Annotated in this window: 17 protein-coding genes; 9 read left to right on the top strand and 8 right to left on the bottom strand. The window is 59.5% G+C overall.

Translation table 11 applies throughout. From position 1 onward, the window contains the following. Positions 1-64 precede the first annotated feature (64 nt). The 3 genes from BMY73_RS00875 to BMY73_RS27735 all read right to left on the bottom strand — a co-directional run bounded on the left by BMY73_RS00875 (position 65) and on the right by BMY73_RS27735 (position 2,823). Positions 65-1,651 (bottom strand): ABC-F family ATPase, encoded by a 1,587-nt coding sequence (locus BMY73_RS00875; protein ID WP_062381390.1) that lies wholly within the window; start codon positions 1,649-1,651, stop codon positions 65-67. Between the two features lie 296 nt (positions 1,652-1,947). Beyond that, positions 1,948-2,316 (bottom strand): NUDIX hydrolase, encoded by a 369-nt coding sequence (locus tag BMY73_RS00870; protein ID WP_062381392.1) that lies wholly within the window; start codon positions 2,314-2,316, stop codon positions 1,948-1,950. A 195-nt stretch (positions 2,317-2,511) separates the two neighbouring features. After that, positions 2,512-2,823: a hypothetical protein gene (locus BMY73_RS27735; RefSeq protein ID WP_139214055.1), complete on the bottom strand. Its 312-nt coding sequence runs from the start codon at positions 2,821-2,823 to the stop codon at positions 2,512-2,514. Between the two features lie 349 nt (positions 2,824-3,172). On the opposite strand from BMY73_RS27735, the gene BMY73_RS00865 reads away from it, so the two are divergent. From BMY73_RS00865 to BMY73_RS00830, 8 genes are all read left to right on the top strand, one after another. Beyond that, a complete protein-coding gene (locus tag BMY73_RS00865) occupies positions 3,173-4,021 on the top strand; it encodes a transporter substrate-binding domain-containing protein (protein WP_092404335.1) in 849 nt (282 codons plus the stop codon). Between the two features lie 71 nt (positions 4,022-4,092). After that, entirely contained in the window at positions 4,093-4,755 is a 663-nt protein-coding gene (locus BMY73_RS00860) for an amino acid ABC transporter permease (RefSeq protein WP_092404333.1), read from the top strand. A 12-nt stretch (positions 4,756-4,767) separates the two neighbouring features. Then, positions 4,768-5,430: an amino acid ABC transporter permease gene (locus tag BMY73_RS00855; protein ID WP_062381400.1), complete on the top strand. Its 663-nt coding sequence runs from the start codon at positions 4,768-4,770 to the stop codon at positions 5,428-5,430. Beyond that, a complete protein-coding gene (locus BMY73_RS00850) occupies positions 5,427-6,218 on the top strand; it encodes an amino acid ABC transporter ATP-binding protein (RefSeq protein ID WP_062381401.1) in 792 nt (263 codons plus the stop codon). The genes BMY73_RS00855 and BMY73_RS00850 overlap by 4 nt, the downstream gene beginning before the upstream one ends. A 24-nt stretch (positions 6,219-6,242) precedes the next feature. Then, positions 6,243-6,632 (top strand): RidA family protein, encoded by a 390-nt coding sequence (locus tag BMY73_RS00845; RefSeq protein WP_062381403.1) that lies wholly within the window; start codon positions 6,243-6,245, stop codon positions 6,630-6,632. A 175-nt stretch (positions 6,633-6,807) separates the two neighbouring features. Continuing rightward, positions 6,808-7,572, top strand: coding sequence for an IclR family transcriptional regulator (locus BMY73_RS00840; RefSeq protein ID WP_062382025.1), 765 nt, complete (start codon positions 6,808-6,810; stop codon positions 7,570-7,572). Between the two features lie 54 nt (positions 7,573-7,626). Further along, positions 7,627-8,832 (top strand): amino acid deaminase, encoded by a 1,206-nt coding sequence (locus BMY73_RS00835; protein WP_092404331.1) that lies wholly within the window; start codon positions 7,627-7,629, stop codon positions 8,830-8,832. 12 nt (positions 8,833-8,844) lie between these two features. Continuing rightward, a complete protein-coding gene (locus tag BMY73_RS00830) occupies positions 8,845-9,786 on the top strand; it encodes a 2-dehydro-3-deoxygluconokinase (protein ID WP_092404329.1) in 942 nt (313 codons plus the stop codon). A gap of 119 nt (positions 9,787-9,905) precedes the next feature. On the opposite strand, the gene BMY73_RS00825 is transcribed toward BMY73_RS00830, so the two are convergent. Then, on the bottom strand, positions 9,906-10,181 hold the full coding sequence (locus BMY73_RS00825) for a peptidylprolyl isomerase (RefSeq protein WP_037009819.1): 276 nt from the start codon (positions 10,179-10,181) through the stop codon (positions 9,906-9,908). 186 nt (positions 10,182-10,367) lie between these two features. Here BMY73_RS00825 and BMY73_RS00820 point away from each other — a divergent pair, with 186 nt between their 5' ends. After that, positions 10,368-11,534: a PilT/PilU family type 4a pilus ATPase gene (locus BMY73_RS00820; protein ID WP_092404327.1), complete on the top strand. Its 1,167-nt coding sequence runs from the start codon at positions 10,368-10,370 to the stop codon at positions 11,532-11,534. A 211-nt stretch (positions 11,535-11,745) separates the two neighbouring features. Here BMY73_RS00820 and BMY73_RS00815 read toward each other — a convergent pair whose 3' ends face one another. From BMY73_RS00815 to BMY73_RS00800, 4 genes are all read right to left on the bottom strand, one after another. Beyond that, on the bottom strand, positions 11,746-12,516 hold the full coding sequence (locus tag BMY73_RS00815; protein ID WP_092404325.1) for a 3-hydroxybutyrate dehydrogenase: 771 nt from the start codon (positions 12,514-12,516) through the stop codon (positions 11,746-11,748). Between the two features lie 10 nt (positions 12,517-12,526). Beyond that, positions 12,527-13,918, bottom strand: coding sequence for a GntP family permease (locus tag BMY73_RS00810; RefSeq protein ID WP_092404323.1), 1,392 nt, complete (start codon positions 13,916-13,918; stop codon positions 12,527-12,529). A 263-nt stretch (positions 13,919-14,181) separates the two neighbouring features. Beyond that, complete coding sequence (locus tag BMY73_RS00805; protein ID WP_092404708.1) at positions 14,182-15,594, bottom strand: sigma-54 interaction domain-containing protein; 1,413 nt, start codon at positions 15,592-15,594, stop codon at positions 14,182-14,184. 62 nt (positions 15,595-15,656) lie between these two features. Next, entirely contained in the window at positions 15,657-17,240 is a 1,584-nt protein-coding gene (locus BMY73_RS00800; protein ID WP_092404321.1) for an ABC transporter ATP-binding protein, read from the bottom strand.

Here is a 17,240-nt window from a genome sequence, read left to right as displayed (position 1 = left end):
AAATCGCTCACCCATAAAAAAGCCCCGTCGCGAGGACAGGGCTTCTGATCAAGCGTGCAGCTGTTTAGAGCACGACGCCCTGACTGCGCAGGTAGTCGTCGTAGGTGCCGCTGAAGTCGGTCACGCCATTTGGGCTCAGCTCGATGATGCGCGTGGCCAGCGACGATACGAACTCGCGGTCATGGCTGACGAAGATCAGCGTGCCTGGGTAGTTTTCCAGCGCCAGGTTCAGCGCTTCGATGGATTCCATGTCCAGGTGGTTGGTCGGTTCGTCCATGACCAGGACGTTCGGTTTCTGAAGGATCAGCTTGCCGAACAGCATGCGGCCTTGCTCACCACCGGAAATGACCTTCACTGATTTAAGGATTTCGTCGTTGGAGAACAGCATACGGCCCAGGGTGCCCCGGATGATCTGTTCGCCTTGCGTCCACTGGCCCATCCAGTCGAACAGGCTGACATCGTCTTCGAAGTCATGGGCGTGGTCCTGAGCGTAGTAGCCCAGTTCGGCGCTTTCTGTCCACTTCACTGAACCTGCATCCGGGGTCAGTTCGCCCATCAGCGTGCGCAGCAGCGTGGTCTTGCCGATACCGTTCGGACCGATGATCGCCACCCGCTCGCCGGCTTCAACCGTGAAGCTGAAGTTCTTGAACAGGGTCTTGCCGTCGAAGCCTTTGGACATGTGCTCGATCGTCACGGCCTGACGGTGCAGCTTTTTGGTCTGCTCGAAGCGGATGAACGGACTGACGCGGCTGGACGGTTTGACTTCGGCCAGCTGGATTTTGTCGATCTGCTTGGCGCGGGAAGTGGCCTGCTTGGCTTTCGAGGCGTTGGCCGAGAAACGGCTGACAAACGTCTGCAATTCGGCGATCTGGGCTTTCTTCTTGGCATTGTCCGACAGCAGTTGCTCACGCGACAGGGTCGCGGCGGTCATGTACTCGTCATAGTTGCCCGGGAACAGGCGGAGCTCGCCGTAATCCAGGTCAGCCATGTGGGTGCACACGCTGTTGAGAAAGTGACGGTCGTGGGAAATGATGATCATGGTGCTGTTACGCGCCGTGAGGACGGTTTCCAGCCAGCGAATTGTGTTGATGTCCAGGTGGTTGGTCGGCTCGTCGAGCAACAGCACTTCCGGATCGGAAAACAAGGCTTGGGCAAGCAACACACGAAGTTTCCAGCCTGGCGCCACTTCGGTCATCGGACCAAAGTGTTGTTCCAATGGAATGCCCAGACCCAGCAACAGCTCACCCGCGCGGGATTCTGCAGTGTAGCCATCCATCTCAGCGAACTCGGTTTCAAGCTCGGCCACGGCCATGCCGTCTTCTTCGCTCATTTCTGGCAGCGAATAGATGCGATCGCGCTCGGCTTTGACTTTCCACAGTTCTTCGTGGCCCATGATCACGGTATCGATCACGGTGAACTCTTCGTAGGCGAACTGATCCTGACGCAATTTACCCAGACGCACGTTCGGCTCGAGCATGACCTGGCCGCCAGACGGCTCCAGGTCACCGCCCAGAATCTTCATGAACGTGGATTTGCCACAGCCGTTGGCGCCGATGAGGCCGTAGCGATTGCCGTTGTTAAATTTGACCGAAACGTTCTCGAACAGCGGTTTGGCGCCGAACTGCATCGTGATATTTGCTGTGGAAATCAATTACCTTACCTTTCAATAGCTTGGAAGTGACCGAGCGCCGCGCGGGCACGCAAGGGCAGCGGATGGGCCGGTGAACGTGCGCCTGTCACGCTCTTTCAGTGAAGCCGGCAGGCAAAAAAACCACCTCAGCGTCGACCTTGTTCAGGGCGCTGGGCAGCTTGGATGCGGGATTCATGCCGGACAGTGGCGCGCATTGTCGCATAGCTGAGATGACAGATATACGGGGAGGGAGGTGGCTGACCCCACGAATTCAGGCCGAAGGCCTTTTCATCACGCCGATTTAATGCACAGCCGCTTCACGCAATCGCATCGTTCAGGAACGCCTTCACGATTGATTTGACGGAAGGGTTGACCTTCACGTCGCTCAGTTCTTTGGCCGTAAACCATTTGCAATCGGCAATTTCGTTTTTCGGTGAGGGCGTGACGATAAAATTGACGGAGACTTCGAACACATGATGCAGCACCGTCGCCGCTTCAAAGCGCGTGACATAGGACAAGTCTTCCAGGATCAGCCCCGTTTCTTCGCGTAATTCCCGCACTGCCGCTTGCGCAGGCGATTCTCCCGCCTCGACCTTCCCCCCTGGCAGATTCCAGCGTGCCTTCGGCTTGCGCACATACAGGATCTCGTTGTCCCGTCGGCAGATGACTGTGGCGCGTTCTTTCATCGAATATTCCCTCCACCGCGCAGCCAGTGAGATGCATCTGAGATGCGAATCGTCACGTAGCTGTCATAAAAGCTTCATAAATGCCTTAGAAGCATTAACGGTGCCAACGTTCCCTGTTTAATCGGCCTGTGCAGCCGATGCTTTAAAGCGTAGCAGTGCCGTGCATCACACGGCCCTACGCGCCTGCCCCTTGATTCATTCAGGCGCGGTAGCCGCTTTCTTCTGCGTCGAGTGCCTGCGGTCGGTCGTCGACGGTTTGGGGTGTTCGCCGGGCGACGGCGTGTCTGTCGCCTTTTTATGACTGCCTGTTGGTTCGGGGTTAACGGGCTTCTTCTCGTAGCCTTGCGCGTCACCGCCGTTGCCGCCTGCCGGTGAAGACGGGTTGACCCCGGGCGGTAACGCCGATCCTCCGGTTTGTGCGGACATCGCACTGGAAGCGAAGAGTGCACTGATACCCAGCGTAAAAAGCCCTGCCATTAGCAGATGTGACCGGTGCTGCGTGCTCATGGTGCATCTCCTGTCTGACTTTTTGGTGATTGACGGTTAGGCCTATTTGCCGCCACCAACGTGCGGTCAACACGACGAGCGGCCGTCAAATACGCGAGGGTGCACATTTGTAGCGCGCAGCGCACAACCTTGGGGCCTCGATACACACCGGGTAGGAAACCGTAGCAATGGCACCGGCTATGAACGCAACCAGGTAACCGAATTTTTACGGCTAGCTCATTGATATTGGGCATTTTTCCAGCGCAGTTGCTTCTTGTCGGTTCTGTGGCACACTTTCTGCTGTCTATTCCGCTGTTACATACCATGTTCCGCTATAGCGGAATAAACACCTTCTTGCGGAGTTCATCACATGCATCGCGGACCTTCTTTTTTGAAAGCTTGCGCATTTGTCCTGGCGGCTACGGCGACGCTGGTTACAACGGCTCAAGCGGCTGACAGCAAGCTCGACAGCGTGTTGCAACGCGGCCATCTGGTGGTGGGCACGGGCAGCACCAACGCTCCGTGGCACTTCCAGGGCGCCGACGGCAAATTGCAGGGTTTCGATATCGACATCGCGCGCATTGTTGCCAAAGGGCTGTTCAACGATCCGACGAAGGTCGAGTTTGTGGTGCAGTCGTCCGATGCACGGATTCCGAACCTGCTGACGGACAAGGTCGACATGAGCTGCCAGTTCATCACGGTCACCGCCAGCCGTGCACAGCAAGTCGCTTTCACCCTGCCGTACTACCGCGAAGGCGTGGCTTTGCTGCTGCCGGCCAACAGCAAGTACCAGGAGATCGACGATCTCAAGGCCGCCGGCGATGGCGTAACCGTGGCCGTGCTGCAAAACGTTTACGCAGAGGAACTGGTTCACCAGGCATTGCCCAAAGCCAAGGTGGACCAGTACGACAGCGTCGATCTGATGTACCAGGCCATCAACTCCGGCCGTGCCGATGCCGCCGCCACCGACCAGTCTTCGGTCAAATACCTGATGGTGCAGAACCCTGGCCGTTACCGTTCGCCGGCGTTCGCCTGGAGCCCGCAGACCTACGCATGCGCTGTGAAACGTGGCGATCAGGACTGGCTGAACTTCGTCAACACGGCGCTGCATGAAGCCATGACGGGCGTCGAATTCCCGACGTACGCGGAATCCTTCAAGAAGTGGTTTGGCGTCGACCTGCCAACCCCGGCGATCGGTTTCCCGATGGAATACAAGTAATCCGCACCACTTTACGGAACTGACGGGGCGGGGAAGGCCGTGGTGCCTTCCCGTCCCAGGTACTGCTGACCATGAATTATCAGTTGAACTTTGCAGCCGTCTGGCGGGACTTCCCCAGTCTGCTGGCAGGGCTGGGTCTGGGGCTTGAGCTGGCGCTGATCTCGATCGCCATCGGCTGCGTGATCGGCCTGATGGCGGCGTTTGCCATGCTTTCGCGTTACCGGGCGTTGCGCGTGCTGTCGTCGGTGTATGTCACCGTGATCCGCAATACACCCATCCTGGTGTTGATCCTGCTCATCTACTTCGCCTTGCCAAGTCTGGGCATTCGCATGGACAAAATTCCTTCGTTCATTGTCACCCTGTCGCTGTACGCGGGGGCGTATCTGACCGAGGTGTTCCGCGCCGGGCTGTTGAGCATTCACAAAGGCCAGCGCGAGGCCGGTCTGGCGATTGGCCTTGGCGAATGGCAGGTTCGGGCCTACATCATTGTGCCGGTGATGCTGCGCAACGTGCTGCCCGCGCTTTCCAACAATTTCATCTCACTGTTCAAGGACACCTCTCTGGCGGCGGCGATCGCCGTTCCGGAGCTGACCTATTACGCGCGAAAGATCAACGTCGAAAGCTACCGGGTCATCGAAACCTGGCTGGTGACCACGGCGTTGTATGTCGCGGCCTGTTACCTCATCGCCATGCTCTTGCGCTACCTCGAACAGCGCTTGGCGATTCGCCGCTAGGAGGCCCGAGACATGTACGAACAACCGACCTGGTTACATGAGCTGTGGATCGCCCGCGAAGCGCTGTGGGCGGGTTTCCTGACCAGCGTTCAGTGCGCAGGCCTGGCGATCCTGTTTGGCTCCATCCTGGGTGTGTTTGCCGGATTGATCCTGACGTACGGCAAGTTCTGGGCGCGCCTGCCGTTTCGTTGCTACGTCGACCTGATCCGTGGCACGCCCGTATTTGTGCTGGTGCTCGCCTGCTTTTATATGGCGCCGGCGCTGGGCTGGCAGATCAGTGCGTTTCAGGCCGGTGCGTTGGGCTTGACGCTGTTCTGCGGTTCGCACGTTGCGGAAATCGTTCGCGGTGCCTTGCAGGCCATCCCGCGCGGACAACTGGAGGCCGGCAAAGCCATCGGTCTGACGTTCAGCCAGTCGCTCAGCTACGTGCTGCTGCCGCAAGCGCTGCGGCAGATCCTGCCGACGTGGGTCAACTCGTCTACCGAGATCGTCAAAGCGTCGACCTTGCTGTCGGTGATCGGCGTCGCCGAACTGTTGCTCAGCACGCAACAGGTGATCGCGCGCAATTTCATGACCCTGCAGTTTTACCTGTTCGCGGGATTTCTCTTCTTCGTCATTAACTACGCCATCGAGCTTCTTGGGCGACAAATCGAAAAACGGGTGGCTTTGCCATGACACAGATTCAAACCGCGACCGCCGCACCGGCGTTACTGAGCATCGAAGGGCTGCACAAATCCTACGGCCCCGTCGAAGTCCTCAAGGGTGTGGACTTGAAGATGAACAAGGGCAATGTGGTGACCCTGATCGGTTCCAGTGGCTCAGGCAAAACCACGCTCCTGCGTTGCGTTAACCTGCTGGAAGAGTTTCAGGGCGGGCACATCCGCCTCGAAGGGCAGGACATTGGTTACAGCGACGTCAACGGCAAGCGAGTACGGCATCCTGAAAAAATCATCGCGCAGCACCGCGCCATGACTGGTATGGCGTTTCAGCAGTTCAACCTGTTTCCGCACCTGACCGCGTTGCAGAACGTGACCCTGGGTTTGCTCAAGGTCAAGAAGCTGCCGAAGGATCAGGCCGTCGCGCTCGCTGAAAAATGGCTGGAGCGGGTCGGGCTGCTGGAGCGGCGTAATCACTACCCTGGTCAGTTGTCCGGTGGGCAGCAACAGCGTGTGGCCATTGCCCGCGCCATTGCGATGAACCCCAGCCTCATGCTGTTCGACGAGGTCACTTCGGCCCTCGACCCGGAGCTGGTGGGCGAGGTGCTCAGCGTCATCAAAGGCCTGGCGGAAGAGGGCATGACCATGTTGCTGGTCACCCATGAAATGCGCTTTGCCTACGAAGTGTCCGATCAGATTGTCTTCATGAATCAGGGCCGTATCGAAGAGCAGGGCCCTCCCAAGACATTATTCGAGCAGCCGAAATCGGCGCGCTTGAGCGAATTCCTCAAGAACATCCGTTTTTAAACGCTCAATCAAAGGAGATTTTTCATGAGCATTACTCGTTACGGCGCAGGCAGCACCGCAGGTGGCGGCCAGCCACGCCCATTCGCCCGCGCGGTAGAAGCTGACGGTTGGTTGCACGTTTCCGGTCAGGTGCCGGCGGAAAATGGCGAGATCATCAACGGCGGCATCGTTGAGCAGACCCACAAAACGATGCAGAACCTGGTCGCGATTCTGACTGAGGCCGGTTATGGCCTGGAAGATGTGGTGCGTGTCGGTGTGTGGCTGGAGGACCCTCGGGATTTCTGGAGCTTCAACAAGGTTTTTGGCGAGTACTTCAAGCCAGAACACGCCCCGGCTCGCGCCTGTGTCCAAGCGAACATGATGGTCGACTGCAAGGTTGAGATCGACTGCATTGCTTACAAGAAAAAGGCGTAAGTAAAGTCAGGCGCGCAGTCCTGTAGGCGCGCGCTTGCCCGCGATTACGGTGCGTCAGGCGATCATTTTTCGCAGGCACACCGCAATCGCGGGCAAGCGCGCTCCTACAGTCTGTGTCGTGCTTGTAAACTGCGTGCCTATTTCAGGAACAACCGCCCCAATGGAAAGCACCGTCATGACCGAAGACACCATCAAACGCCGGGCCCGTGGTCTGGACCGGGCGTTCGATATTCTGGATTTCCTCAAGGAAAAAGGCACGCCGCTGCGCCCCAATGAAATTGCCAGCGGCATCGGCAGTCCGAAGTCGACGGTGTATGAATTGGTCAGCTCCCTGCTGGAGCGTCGCATCCTCGAAACCGTGGGCAAGGACGGCCATGTGTACCTGGGGCGTCAACTGTATTTCCTCGGCCAGGCGCATCTGCGGCATTTCGATTTCACGCGCGAGGCTGAAGTCAGTCTGTGTGAAATCGTCGACCAGACCCGGGAAACCGCGCAGATGTGCCTGCTTAACGGCCGCAAATACACCGTGGCCTTGATGAAAGAGGGCGCCCGGCATTTCCGGATCTCCTCCGACATCGGTGAAGACGCGCCGATTCCATGGACCGCTTCGGGACGTCTGCTGCTCGGGCACCTGAGTGATCAGGAAATCATCGACCTGATCGACCCTGAGGATTACATCCTTCCGGACGGTCAGCGACTGCCGCTGGAGACCTTCCTGGCCGAAATCCGAAAGGCACACGACGAAGGCTTTTTCTCCTTCAACAGCATTGCCGACACCTTCACCCACTGCTTCGCCGCACCTGTGAAGGACAAACAGGGCATCTGCATTGCGACCCTGTGCATCGTCGCCCCTCGCGCCGATGCGACCGCACACTACGACGATTACCGACGGGTACTGATCAACAGCGCCAACAGCCTGGCCCGTCGGGTGAACGACTGACGGGATCGCCGACCATGGGCGATCCTTAACGAACAAGAATTCCGGAGAACAGACATGACGATTGCCGCACTGGATAAGGGCGCCGCCAACCCGGGCGACCAGCTTGTACGGGATGTGAGCCTGCCCGCGCTGGTCATCCACGACAAGGCGTTGGAACACAACCTGCGCTGGATGCAGAAATTCGTCAGCGACAGCGGCGCGGAACTCGCACCCCATGGCAAAACCAGCATGGTGCCGGCGTTGTTTCACCGTCAGTTGCAGCACGGCGCCTGGGGCATGACCCTGGCGACCGCCGTGCAGACCCGCGCCGCATACGCGCATGGCGTTCGCCGCGTGCTGATGGCCAACCAGCTGGTCGGCGCGCCGAACATGGCGATCATCGCCGACATGCTCACGGATTCGATGTTCGACTTCCATTGCATGGTCGACCACCCGGACAACGTCAAGGCGCTGGGCGAGTTCTTCGCGCAGAAGGGCCAGCACCTGAACGTCATGATCGAATACGGCGTGGTCGGCGGCCGTTGCGGCTGCCGCAGCGAGGAAGAAGTCATGGCCCTCGCCGACGCTATCGCCGCACAACCGGCGTTGAAGCTGACCGGCATCGAGGGCTATGAAGGCGTGATTCACGGCGACCAGGCGGTCAGTGGTATTCGCCAGTTCGCGGCGTCGCTGGTGCGTCTGGCCGTGACCCTGCAAGACAAAGGCGCGTTTGCACTGGACCGTCCGATCGTGACTGCGTCGGGTTCGGCCTGGTACGACCTCATCGCCGAGGAATTCGACAAGCAACAGGTACGCGACCGTTTTCTCGGCGTCCTGCGCCCAGGCAGCTATGTGGTGCACGACCACGGTATCTACAAAGAAGCGCAATGCTGTGTGCTGGACCGTCGTCATGACCTGAACGAAGGGCTGCAGCCGGCCCTTGAAGTGTGGGCTCACGTGCAGTCGATGCCGGAGCCGGGATTTGCCGTGATCGCGATGGGCAAGCGTGATGTGGCGTTCGACGCCGGCATGCCTAACCCGATCAAGCGTTACAAAGCCGGTGTGGTACCTGCCGAAGGCGACGACGTGAGCGCCTGTAAGGTGACTGCCGTCATGGACCAGCATGCGTTCATGACGGTCGCGCCGGGCTGTGAGTTGAAGGTGGGCGACATCATTTCCTTCGGCACCTCACACCCGTGCCTGACGTTCGACAAGTGGCGTATGGGGTGCCTGGTCGGCGATGACCTGAGCGTTATCGAAACCTTCGACACCTGTTTCTGACGGGAGCCTGCGATGAGTGAACTTCTCAGCCACCGTCATCCGCGCGTGGCGCTGATCGGCGAATGCATGATCGAACTGCAGCAGCATGTCAGCGGCACGCTCAAGCAGAGTTTTGGCGGCGACACCCTGAACACGGCCGTGTATCTCTCACGCCTGTTGGGCTCGGCAGCGCAGGTGGATTACGTCACCGCGCTGGGCGACGACAGTTTCAGTGACGCCATGTGCGCGAGCTGGGCTGACGAGGGCATCGGTCTGAGTCGGGTGCAGCGGTTGCCGGGGCGTTTGCCAGGTCTGTATTGCATCCAGACCGATGCCAACGGCGAGCGCCGCTTTCTTTACTGGCGTAACGAAGCGGCCGTGCGTGAGTGTTTCACCACGCCGGCTGCCGATCCGATCCTGGCAGCGTTGCCGGAATACGACGTGCTGTATTTCAGCGGTATCACACTGGCCGTGCTGGGCGAAGTCGGCCGTGCCCGGTTGTTGTCGACGCTGGGCGACGCCCGGGATCGCGGTGCTCGCGTGGTCTTCGACAACAACTACCGGCCGCGCCTGTGGCGCAGCGTCGATCAGGCGCGACAGGCGTATCGCGCGGTCTTGCGCGAAGTCGACCTTGCGCTACTGACCGAGGATGACGAACTGGCGTTGTTCGATTACGCCGACAGTGAGGCGATCATGAGCGCTTACCGCGACATGGGGGTCAGTGAAGTGGTCATCAAGCGGGGGGCGCAAAGCTGTCTGGTGCGTGCGGACAATCGTCGTTACGAGGTGGCTGCGCATCCGGTGCATAACGTCATCGACACCACGGCCGCTGGCGATTCCTTCAGTGCGGGGTACCTGGCCCGGCGTCTGCGTGGAGGCAGCCCGCAGGAAGCGGCCGAAGCCGGCCACCGTCTGGCGAGCCTGGTGATTCAGCACCCGGGCGCGGTGATTCCGCGCAGTGTGATGCCGGTTTGAATGCCTGACGCAAAATCCTGTCGCCGCGCTTGCCCGCGATTGCGGTGTGTCATACCCCCTTGCGTGGTCAGGCCGAACGCAATCGCGGGCAAGCGCGCGCCTACAGGGTGGTTTTCCACTCAATCCCGGTAAAACACCTGCACCAGGTGATAACCGAACTTGCTCTTCACCGGCCCGTGCACGGTACGCAGGGGCTTTTTGAAAATGACCTGATCGATCGCTCCGACCATCTGGCCGGGGCGAACTTCACCCAGATCCCCACCGCGCTTGCCGGACGGGCAGGTGGAGTACTTCTTCGCCAGCACATCGAAGGCTTCGCCCTTGGCGATTCGCTGCTTGAGCTGCTCGGCTTCTTCAGCCGTCTTGACCAGAATATGGCGGGCTTGAGCTTTCATGATGAAAAATCGCCTCGATAAAAAAGCCGCGCATTATGCCTTTACGGCACGATTTCAGGTAGTTTCCTTCACCCTGGCCGGACAAGCGTACGCTAACCTTCGGCGAACGTTGGTGCGGGTCGAGGGTCGCACTTAAACAGTGCTGGTCTGCTGTCTTCTTACAAACCTTTATGTGCGGTGTGACTTATGGATTTCCCGGCGTTGTTGAAGGTTCTTGCCACCCAGGACGGATCGGATCTCTACCTCTCCACGGGAGCGCCGCCGTGCGCCAAGTTTAACGGGGTGCTCAAACCGTTGGGCACCGAAGCGCTGAAGCCCGGTGATGTGGCGCTGATTGCCAATGGCATCATGGACGCTGAGCAGCGTCTGGACTTCGAACGTGAGCTTGAGATGAATCTGGCCATTTCCCTGTCGGGCGTCGGCCGTTTCCGGATCAACATCTTCAAGCAGCGCAACGAAGTGTCCATTGTTGCGCGTAACATCAAACTCGACATCCCGAAATTCGAAGATTTGCACCTGCCACCGATCCTGCTCGATGTGGTCATGGAAAAGCATGGGCTGGTGCTGTTCGTCGGCGCTACGGGGTCCGGGAAATCAACGTCCCTGGCCGCGTTGATCGACCACCGTAACCGACATGCCAGCGGGCACATCATCACCATCGAAGACCCGGTAGAGTTCATTCACAAACACAAAAAGTCGATCATCAACCAGCGTGAAGTGGGCGTGGACACGCGTAGTTTTCACGCGGCCTTGAAGAACACCCTGCGTCAGGCACCGGACGTCATCCTGATTGGTGAGATCCGCGATCGCGAGACCATGGAGCACGCACTGGCGTTCGCCGACACCGGCCACCTGGCGATCTCGACGCTGCATGCGAACAACGCCAATCAGGCACTGGACCGTATCATCAATTTCTTTCCCGAAGAACGCCGTCCGCAGTTGCTTCACGACTTGGGTAACAACCTCAAGGCATTCGTGTCGCAGCGTCTGGTCAAGACCAGGGACGGCAAACGCCGGGCGGCCGTGGAAGTGATGCTGGGAACGCCGACCATTCGTGACTTGATCCACCGCAACGAGCTGACCGAGCTCAAGGGCATCATGGAAAAATCGACGAATCTGGGCATGCAGACCTTCGATAACGCGCTGTACGACCTGGCAGTCGAGGGGGCGATTTCGGAGGAAGAAGCGCTGAAGAATGCCGACTCGGCGAACAACGTGCGCTTGCGGTTGAAGCTGCACAGTGAAAGTGACGCCACCCACATCACGACGCCGCCCCCGGCGCCCCAGCCTGCCGCTCAGGTGGACATGAAGGATTGGGGGCTGGTGGATGAGCGGGACGAGCCGGGTTCCTGAAGTCACCCGATGGTCGACGTTACACACCTTTGTAGGAGCCGGCGTGCTGGCGAATGCGGTGGGTCAGCACCCTTAACAGTGGATTGACCCACCGCATCGCGGCCCTCGTAACCTCGGACGGCTCCTACAGGACCCGCGTCGTTCCGAAGACATGAGCACGACGCTAATACCGTACCGGCCGGATCCTACAAGAGCGGTGGAAAGCCCGGGTCTACCGCGCCAGCCAGCCTCCATCGATATTCCAGGCCGCGCCGCGCACCTGCGCCCCGGCTTCACTGCACAGGAACAGCGTCAGTTCGCCCAACTGCGAGGGCGTGACAAACTCCAGTGACGGCTGCTTCTCGGCCAGCAGGTCCTGTTTGGCTTGCTCGATGTCACCCGTTTCCGCGCCCCGGTCGTCGATCTGCTTTTGAACCAGCGGTGTCAGCACCCAGCCCGGGCAGATCGCATTGCAGGTGATCTGAGTGGTGGCGGTTTCCAGGCCGACGACCTTGGTCAGTCCGATCACCCCATGCTTGGCCGCCACATACGCGGCCTTGCCCGTGGAACCCACCAGACCGTGCACCGAGGCGATATTCACGATTCGTCCCCAGCCTTTGGCTCTCATGCCCGGGAGCGCCAGCCGGGTGCTGTGGAACACCGAAGACAGGTTGATCGCGATGATCTTGTCCCAGCTTTCCACCGGAAAGTCTTCCACCGCATCGACATGCTGGATGCCGGCGTTATTGACCAGTATGTCCACGCCGCCAAACTCGCGCTCGGCGTAGGCGATCATGTCGGCGATCTGTGCCACGTCGCTGACGTCCGCAGGATGATGCCCGACCTTGCCGCCATACTGCTTGACCTGTTCGAGCACGGCCGATGCATCGCCAAAGCCGTTCAGCACCAGATTCGCCCCGGCCTTGGCGAGGGTCAGCGCGATCCCCAGGCCGATGCCACTGGTGGAGCCGGTGACCAATGCGGTTTTACCTTGCAGACTCATGTTCGGTTCCTCATACGATACCGGTTGCATAGAAAGTGGCGATGACCACGAAGACCGCGAGGGTCTTGATGATGGTGATCCCGAAAATGTCCTTGTAGGCCTCCCGGTGGGTCAGCCCCGTCACGGCGAGCAACGTGATGACCGCGCCATTGTGCGGCAGCGTGTCCATGCCGCCGCTGGCCATGGCGGCGACCCGATGCAGGACCTCCAGCGGAATGTTCGCGGCGTGCGCAGCGGCAATGAAACTGTCGGACATCGCAGCCAGCGCGATGCTCATGCCGCCCGAGGCCGAGCCGGTAATGCCGGCGAGCAAGGTAACGGTGATGGCTTCGTTCACCAATGGGTTGGGGATGCTCTTCAGTCCGTCGGCCAGCACCAGAAAGCCTGGCAGGGAGGCGATGACCGCACCGAAGCCGTATTCCGATGCCGTGTTCATCGCCGCCAGTAGCGCGCCGCTCACCGCGCCTTTGCTGCCCTCAGCCAGTTTCGACTTCACGGCGCCAAAGGCGAACAGCAGCACAAAGACGATCCCCACGAGCAGGGCCGCTTCCACGGCCCAGATCGCGGTGATTTTGGAAATCTCGGTTTGCACTGGAGTGACCATGCCAGGCAGGGCCAGGGTATGCGTCTTGCCGTACCACTGCGGAATCCATTGGGTGAACAGCAGGTTCATCACGCCTACCAGCAGCAATGGCGCCAACGCGACCCATGGATTGGGTAATTTGATGTCGGCGGCGGTTTCCGGCTCGTTGCGCAATTCGGTGCCGTAGCCTTCGCCCGCGCGTTGCGCCTTGTTGCGCTGACGCTGCAGGAACAGCATGCCCGCGCAGAACACGAACACCGTGCCGATCAAACCGAGCCAGGGCGCCGCCCACGCGGTGGTGTTGAAGAAGGTTGAAGGGATGATGTTCTGAATCTGTGGCGTGCCGGGCAGGGCGTCCATGGTAAACGAGAAGGCGCCAAGCGCGATGGTCGCCGGGATCAGGCGTTTGGGGATGTTGCTCTGGCGGAACATTTCGGCGGCAAAGGGGTAGACCGCGAAGACCACCACGAACAGCGAGACGCCGCCGTAGGTGAGCAGGGCGCAAACGAGGACGATCACCAGCATGGCCTGACGCGTGCCGAGCAGACCAATGGCAGCAGCCACGATGGAGCGAGAGAACCCCGACAGCTCGATCAACTTGCCGAAGACCGCGCCCAGCAGGAAAACCGGAAAGTAGAGTTTGACGAAGCCGACCATCTTGTCCATGAACACGCCGGTGAACGCGGGAGCGACGGCCGATGGATCCGTCAACAGCACCGCGCCGAGCGCGGCGATGGGGGCAAAAAGGATAACGCTGTAACCACGGTATGCAGCAAGCATCAGCAGCGCGAGGGCTGCCAGAGCGATGATCACACTCATCGAGTGTCTCCTGTTGTTTTTGTTATGACGGCGGTCTAGCCGCGTACAGGAGGTATAGCTACTTTCGTGCCACTGCGCTAAGTGGTTGATATTGCGCTGTTTTATTCTCGGATTGGTGGGATGGTCGAGAAGTTTGTCTCGGATAAGAGACTTATTTGCGAATTATGTTGTTCAACCTCCCAAACACAGGGCGGGTGTTACGCCACCCCGCTAGAAAAAAGCGGGGATAACGCCCATTCCACCCTTAGAGACTCATTGTCTCGTTAATGAGACTCGGCAATGCCCAGCGCTGCCATTTTCTTGTATAACGTCGACCGGCCAAGGCCCAGTTGCCGCGCTGCGAGGATCACATTGCCCCGGCATTGCGTCAGTTTCGCCTGGATCAACTCGCGATCAAATCGCTCACGCGCCTCGCTGTACGTTTCGTCGGGCACCGGAGCTGACGGCTGAGCAGTGCCTTCGATGGGTACCATCGTGCCGATGGCCGCGCAGATCTCCTCCGCGCCAAGCTGCAAATCGTCACTGAGCAACGCCGCGCGTTCCAGCACGTTGCGCAACTCCCGGATGTTGCCCGGCCACGCGTGCCTGGCCAGCATCGCCATGGCGCTCGGTTGCAACTCATGCCGGCTGCGCAGTTCTTCCAGGATCGCCTCGCTCAACGCCGCGAGGTCGTCCAGACGTTCGCGCAGGGGCGGCACGGCGATGGGCAGCACACTGAGGCGGTAATACAGGTCCGCCCGAAACTCTCCTCGCTTGATCGCTGCTTCCAGGTCTGTCGACGTCGCCGCAATCAGGCGTACGTCGCTTTTGATCATTTCGTTGGAGCCCACAGGTTCGTATTCTTTTTCCTGCAGAACCCTTAACAGTTTGCTCTGCAAGGGCAGGGGCATGTCGCCGATCTCGTCCAGAAACAGCGTGCCGCCTTCGGCCAGGTAGAGTTTGCCCTGCCGTCCGCGCCGATCCGCGCCGGTAAACGCGCCCGGCGCGGTGCCGAAAAACTCTGCCTCCAGCAGTGTTTCGGGAATGGCCGCACTGTTGACGCTCACGAACGGCTTGTGCGCGCGGGGGGATGTATTGTGAATCGCGTGAGCGAGCAACTCCTTGCCTGTGCCGGTTTCGCCCAGCAGCAGCACGGGGGAGTCGGTGCTGGCGCTGCGTCGGGCGCGACGCTTGACCTCAAGGCTCGCGGCGCTGTTGCCGATGAAGTGCGCAAAACTGTACTTGGCCTGGCGAGCCCGCAACAGCGAACGGGTCGAGGCCAGTTCCTGCTGCATGCTCAGGTAACGCTTGAGCAACGGCGACAGCGCGTGCAGCTCATCGAAGAGGGCGAAACCGATCGCGCCGATCACGCCACCGCCATCGTCATGAATCGGCAGGCGCATGACCACCAGCGGGTCCTTGGCGGTGTCCATCATGTCCAGCAAAATAGGCTGGCCGTTACTGGCGACCTGTCGCAGCAGGCTGCCGGGAATCACTTTTTCGCACGGCTGGCCCACCGCCCGACTGGCGTCTTCCAGACCGAAGCGCCTGGCGTAGCGCTCGTTGATCCAGACGATTCGCGCTTCCTTGTCCACGATCACAGTACCTTCACTGGACTGCTCGATGATTTCGAACAACGAACGGATGGCGAGCTGCCGGACGCGTCGGTAATCCTTGAGGCTGTCACTGTCTTTCATGCACTGTTCCGTCGTTTCCGTCCCCGGCATCTGGCCGCTCAGACTGCTGGTCATTGCTCTTTTCAGTTGAAACCCGGATGTGCTGCCGCCAGCAGCTCCTTGGTATAGGGGTGCTGAGGCGTGTCGAAAACATCATGGCTGGCGCCTCGTTCGACGACTTTGCCGTCTTTGACCACAATCAGATCGTGGGCGAGGGCACGCACGACTGCCAGATCATGGCTGATGAACAGATAGGTCAGGCCATGTTTCTCCTGCAACTGGCGCAACAGCGCCACCACCTGCTTCTGCACCGTGCGATCCAGCGCAGAAGTCGGTTCGTCGAGCAAAATCAAGGCAGGTTTGAGAACAAGCGCACGAGCGATGGCAATGCGTTGCCGTTGCCCGCCAGAAAATTCATGGGGATACCGATGTCGGCTCAATGGGTCGATGCCGACTTCCTCCAGTACACGAACCACTTCGGCCTCACAGCAGACCTTGTCCAGTTCGCTGTGTACTTCCAGGCCCTCGCTGATGATCTGCGCCACCGACATGCGAGGACTCAGGCTGCCATAAGGGTCCTGAAAAACCACTTGCATTTGCTTGCGCCATGGCCGCATCTGCTTCTGGTTCAGGGTGTCCAGTGCGTGACCCTTGAAGCGGATACTGCCACGGGATTCCAGCAAGCGCAGGATTGCCTGACCAAGTGTCGACTTCCCCGATCCGGACTCGCCGACAATCCCAAGCGTTTTGCCGCGTTCGATGCTCAGGCTGATGTCATCGACCGCCTTGAGGTATTCCTGATGGCGATTGAATATGCCGCCGCCGAGCGAGAACCAGACCCGCAGGTTATCCACTTCCAGTACCTTTTCACGCGTGTCCCGCGGCAGAGGCTCACCCGCGGGCTCAGCGTCCAGCAGCAACCGGCTGTAAGGATGTTGAGGGTTCTTGAACAGCATCTGGCAGTTGGATTGCTCGACGATTTCGCCTGCGCGCATCACGCAGACCTTCTGCGCAATGCTGTGAACCAGGTTCAGATCATGGCTGATCAGTAAAAGTGACATGTTAAGACGTTGCTGCAAGGCTTTGAGCAACAACAGAATCTTCCGTTGAACGGTCACGTCCAGAGCGGTGGTGGGTTCATCGGCAATCAGCAGTTCCGGCTCACACGCGAGCGCCATGGCGATCATTACCCGCTGGCGCTGACCGCCAGAAAGTTCGTGCGGGTAAGCCTTCAGGCGCTTCTTGGGATGCTGAATGCCGACCATTTCAAGCAGCTCGAGAATGCGGACCTTGGCTTCTTTGCCGGTGAGCCCTTTGTGCAGAAGCAACGTTTCCCCGATCTGTTTGGCCACGGTGTGCAGGGGGTTCAGCGAGGTCATCGGTTCTTGAAAGATCATCGCGATCTGGTTGCCGCGTATACGCCGCATCAGCTTACCGTCCGCGCCCAGCAGTTCCTGACCACGATAGGTAATGCTCCCTGTACTGACCGTGCCCGATTGTGGCAGCAGTTGCAGGATCGAATGCGCGGTCACTGACTTGCCAGACCCTGACTCGCCGACCAGCGCCAGGCATTCACCCGCGGGAATGTCGAGACTGAGGTTCCTGACCACAGTATTTCCATTAAAAGATACCGACAAGTCTCGGATTTCAATGAGATTTTCAGACAT

It is taken from the genome of Pseudomonas sp. NFACC02 (assembly GCF_900110765.1).
GTDB lineage: Bacteria > Pseudomonadota > Gammaproteobacteria > Pseudomonadales > Pseudomonadaceae > Aquipseudomonas.
Note: the sequence above shows the minus strand (reverse complement) of the source record. Positions and strands in the feature narration are given on the sequence as shown.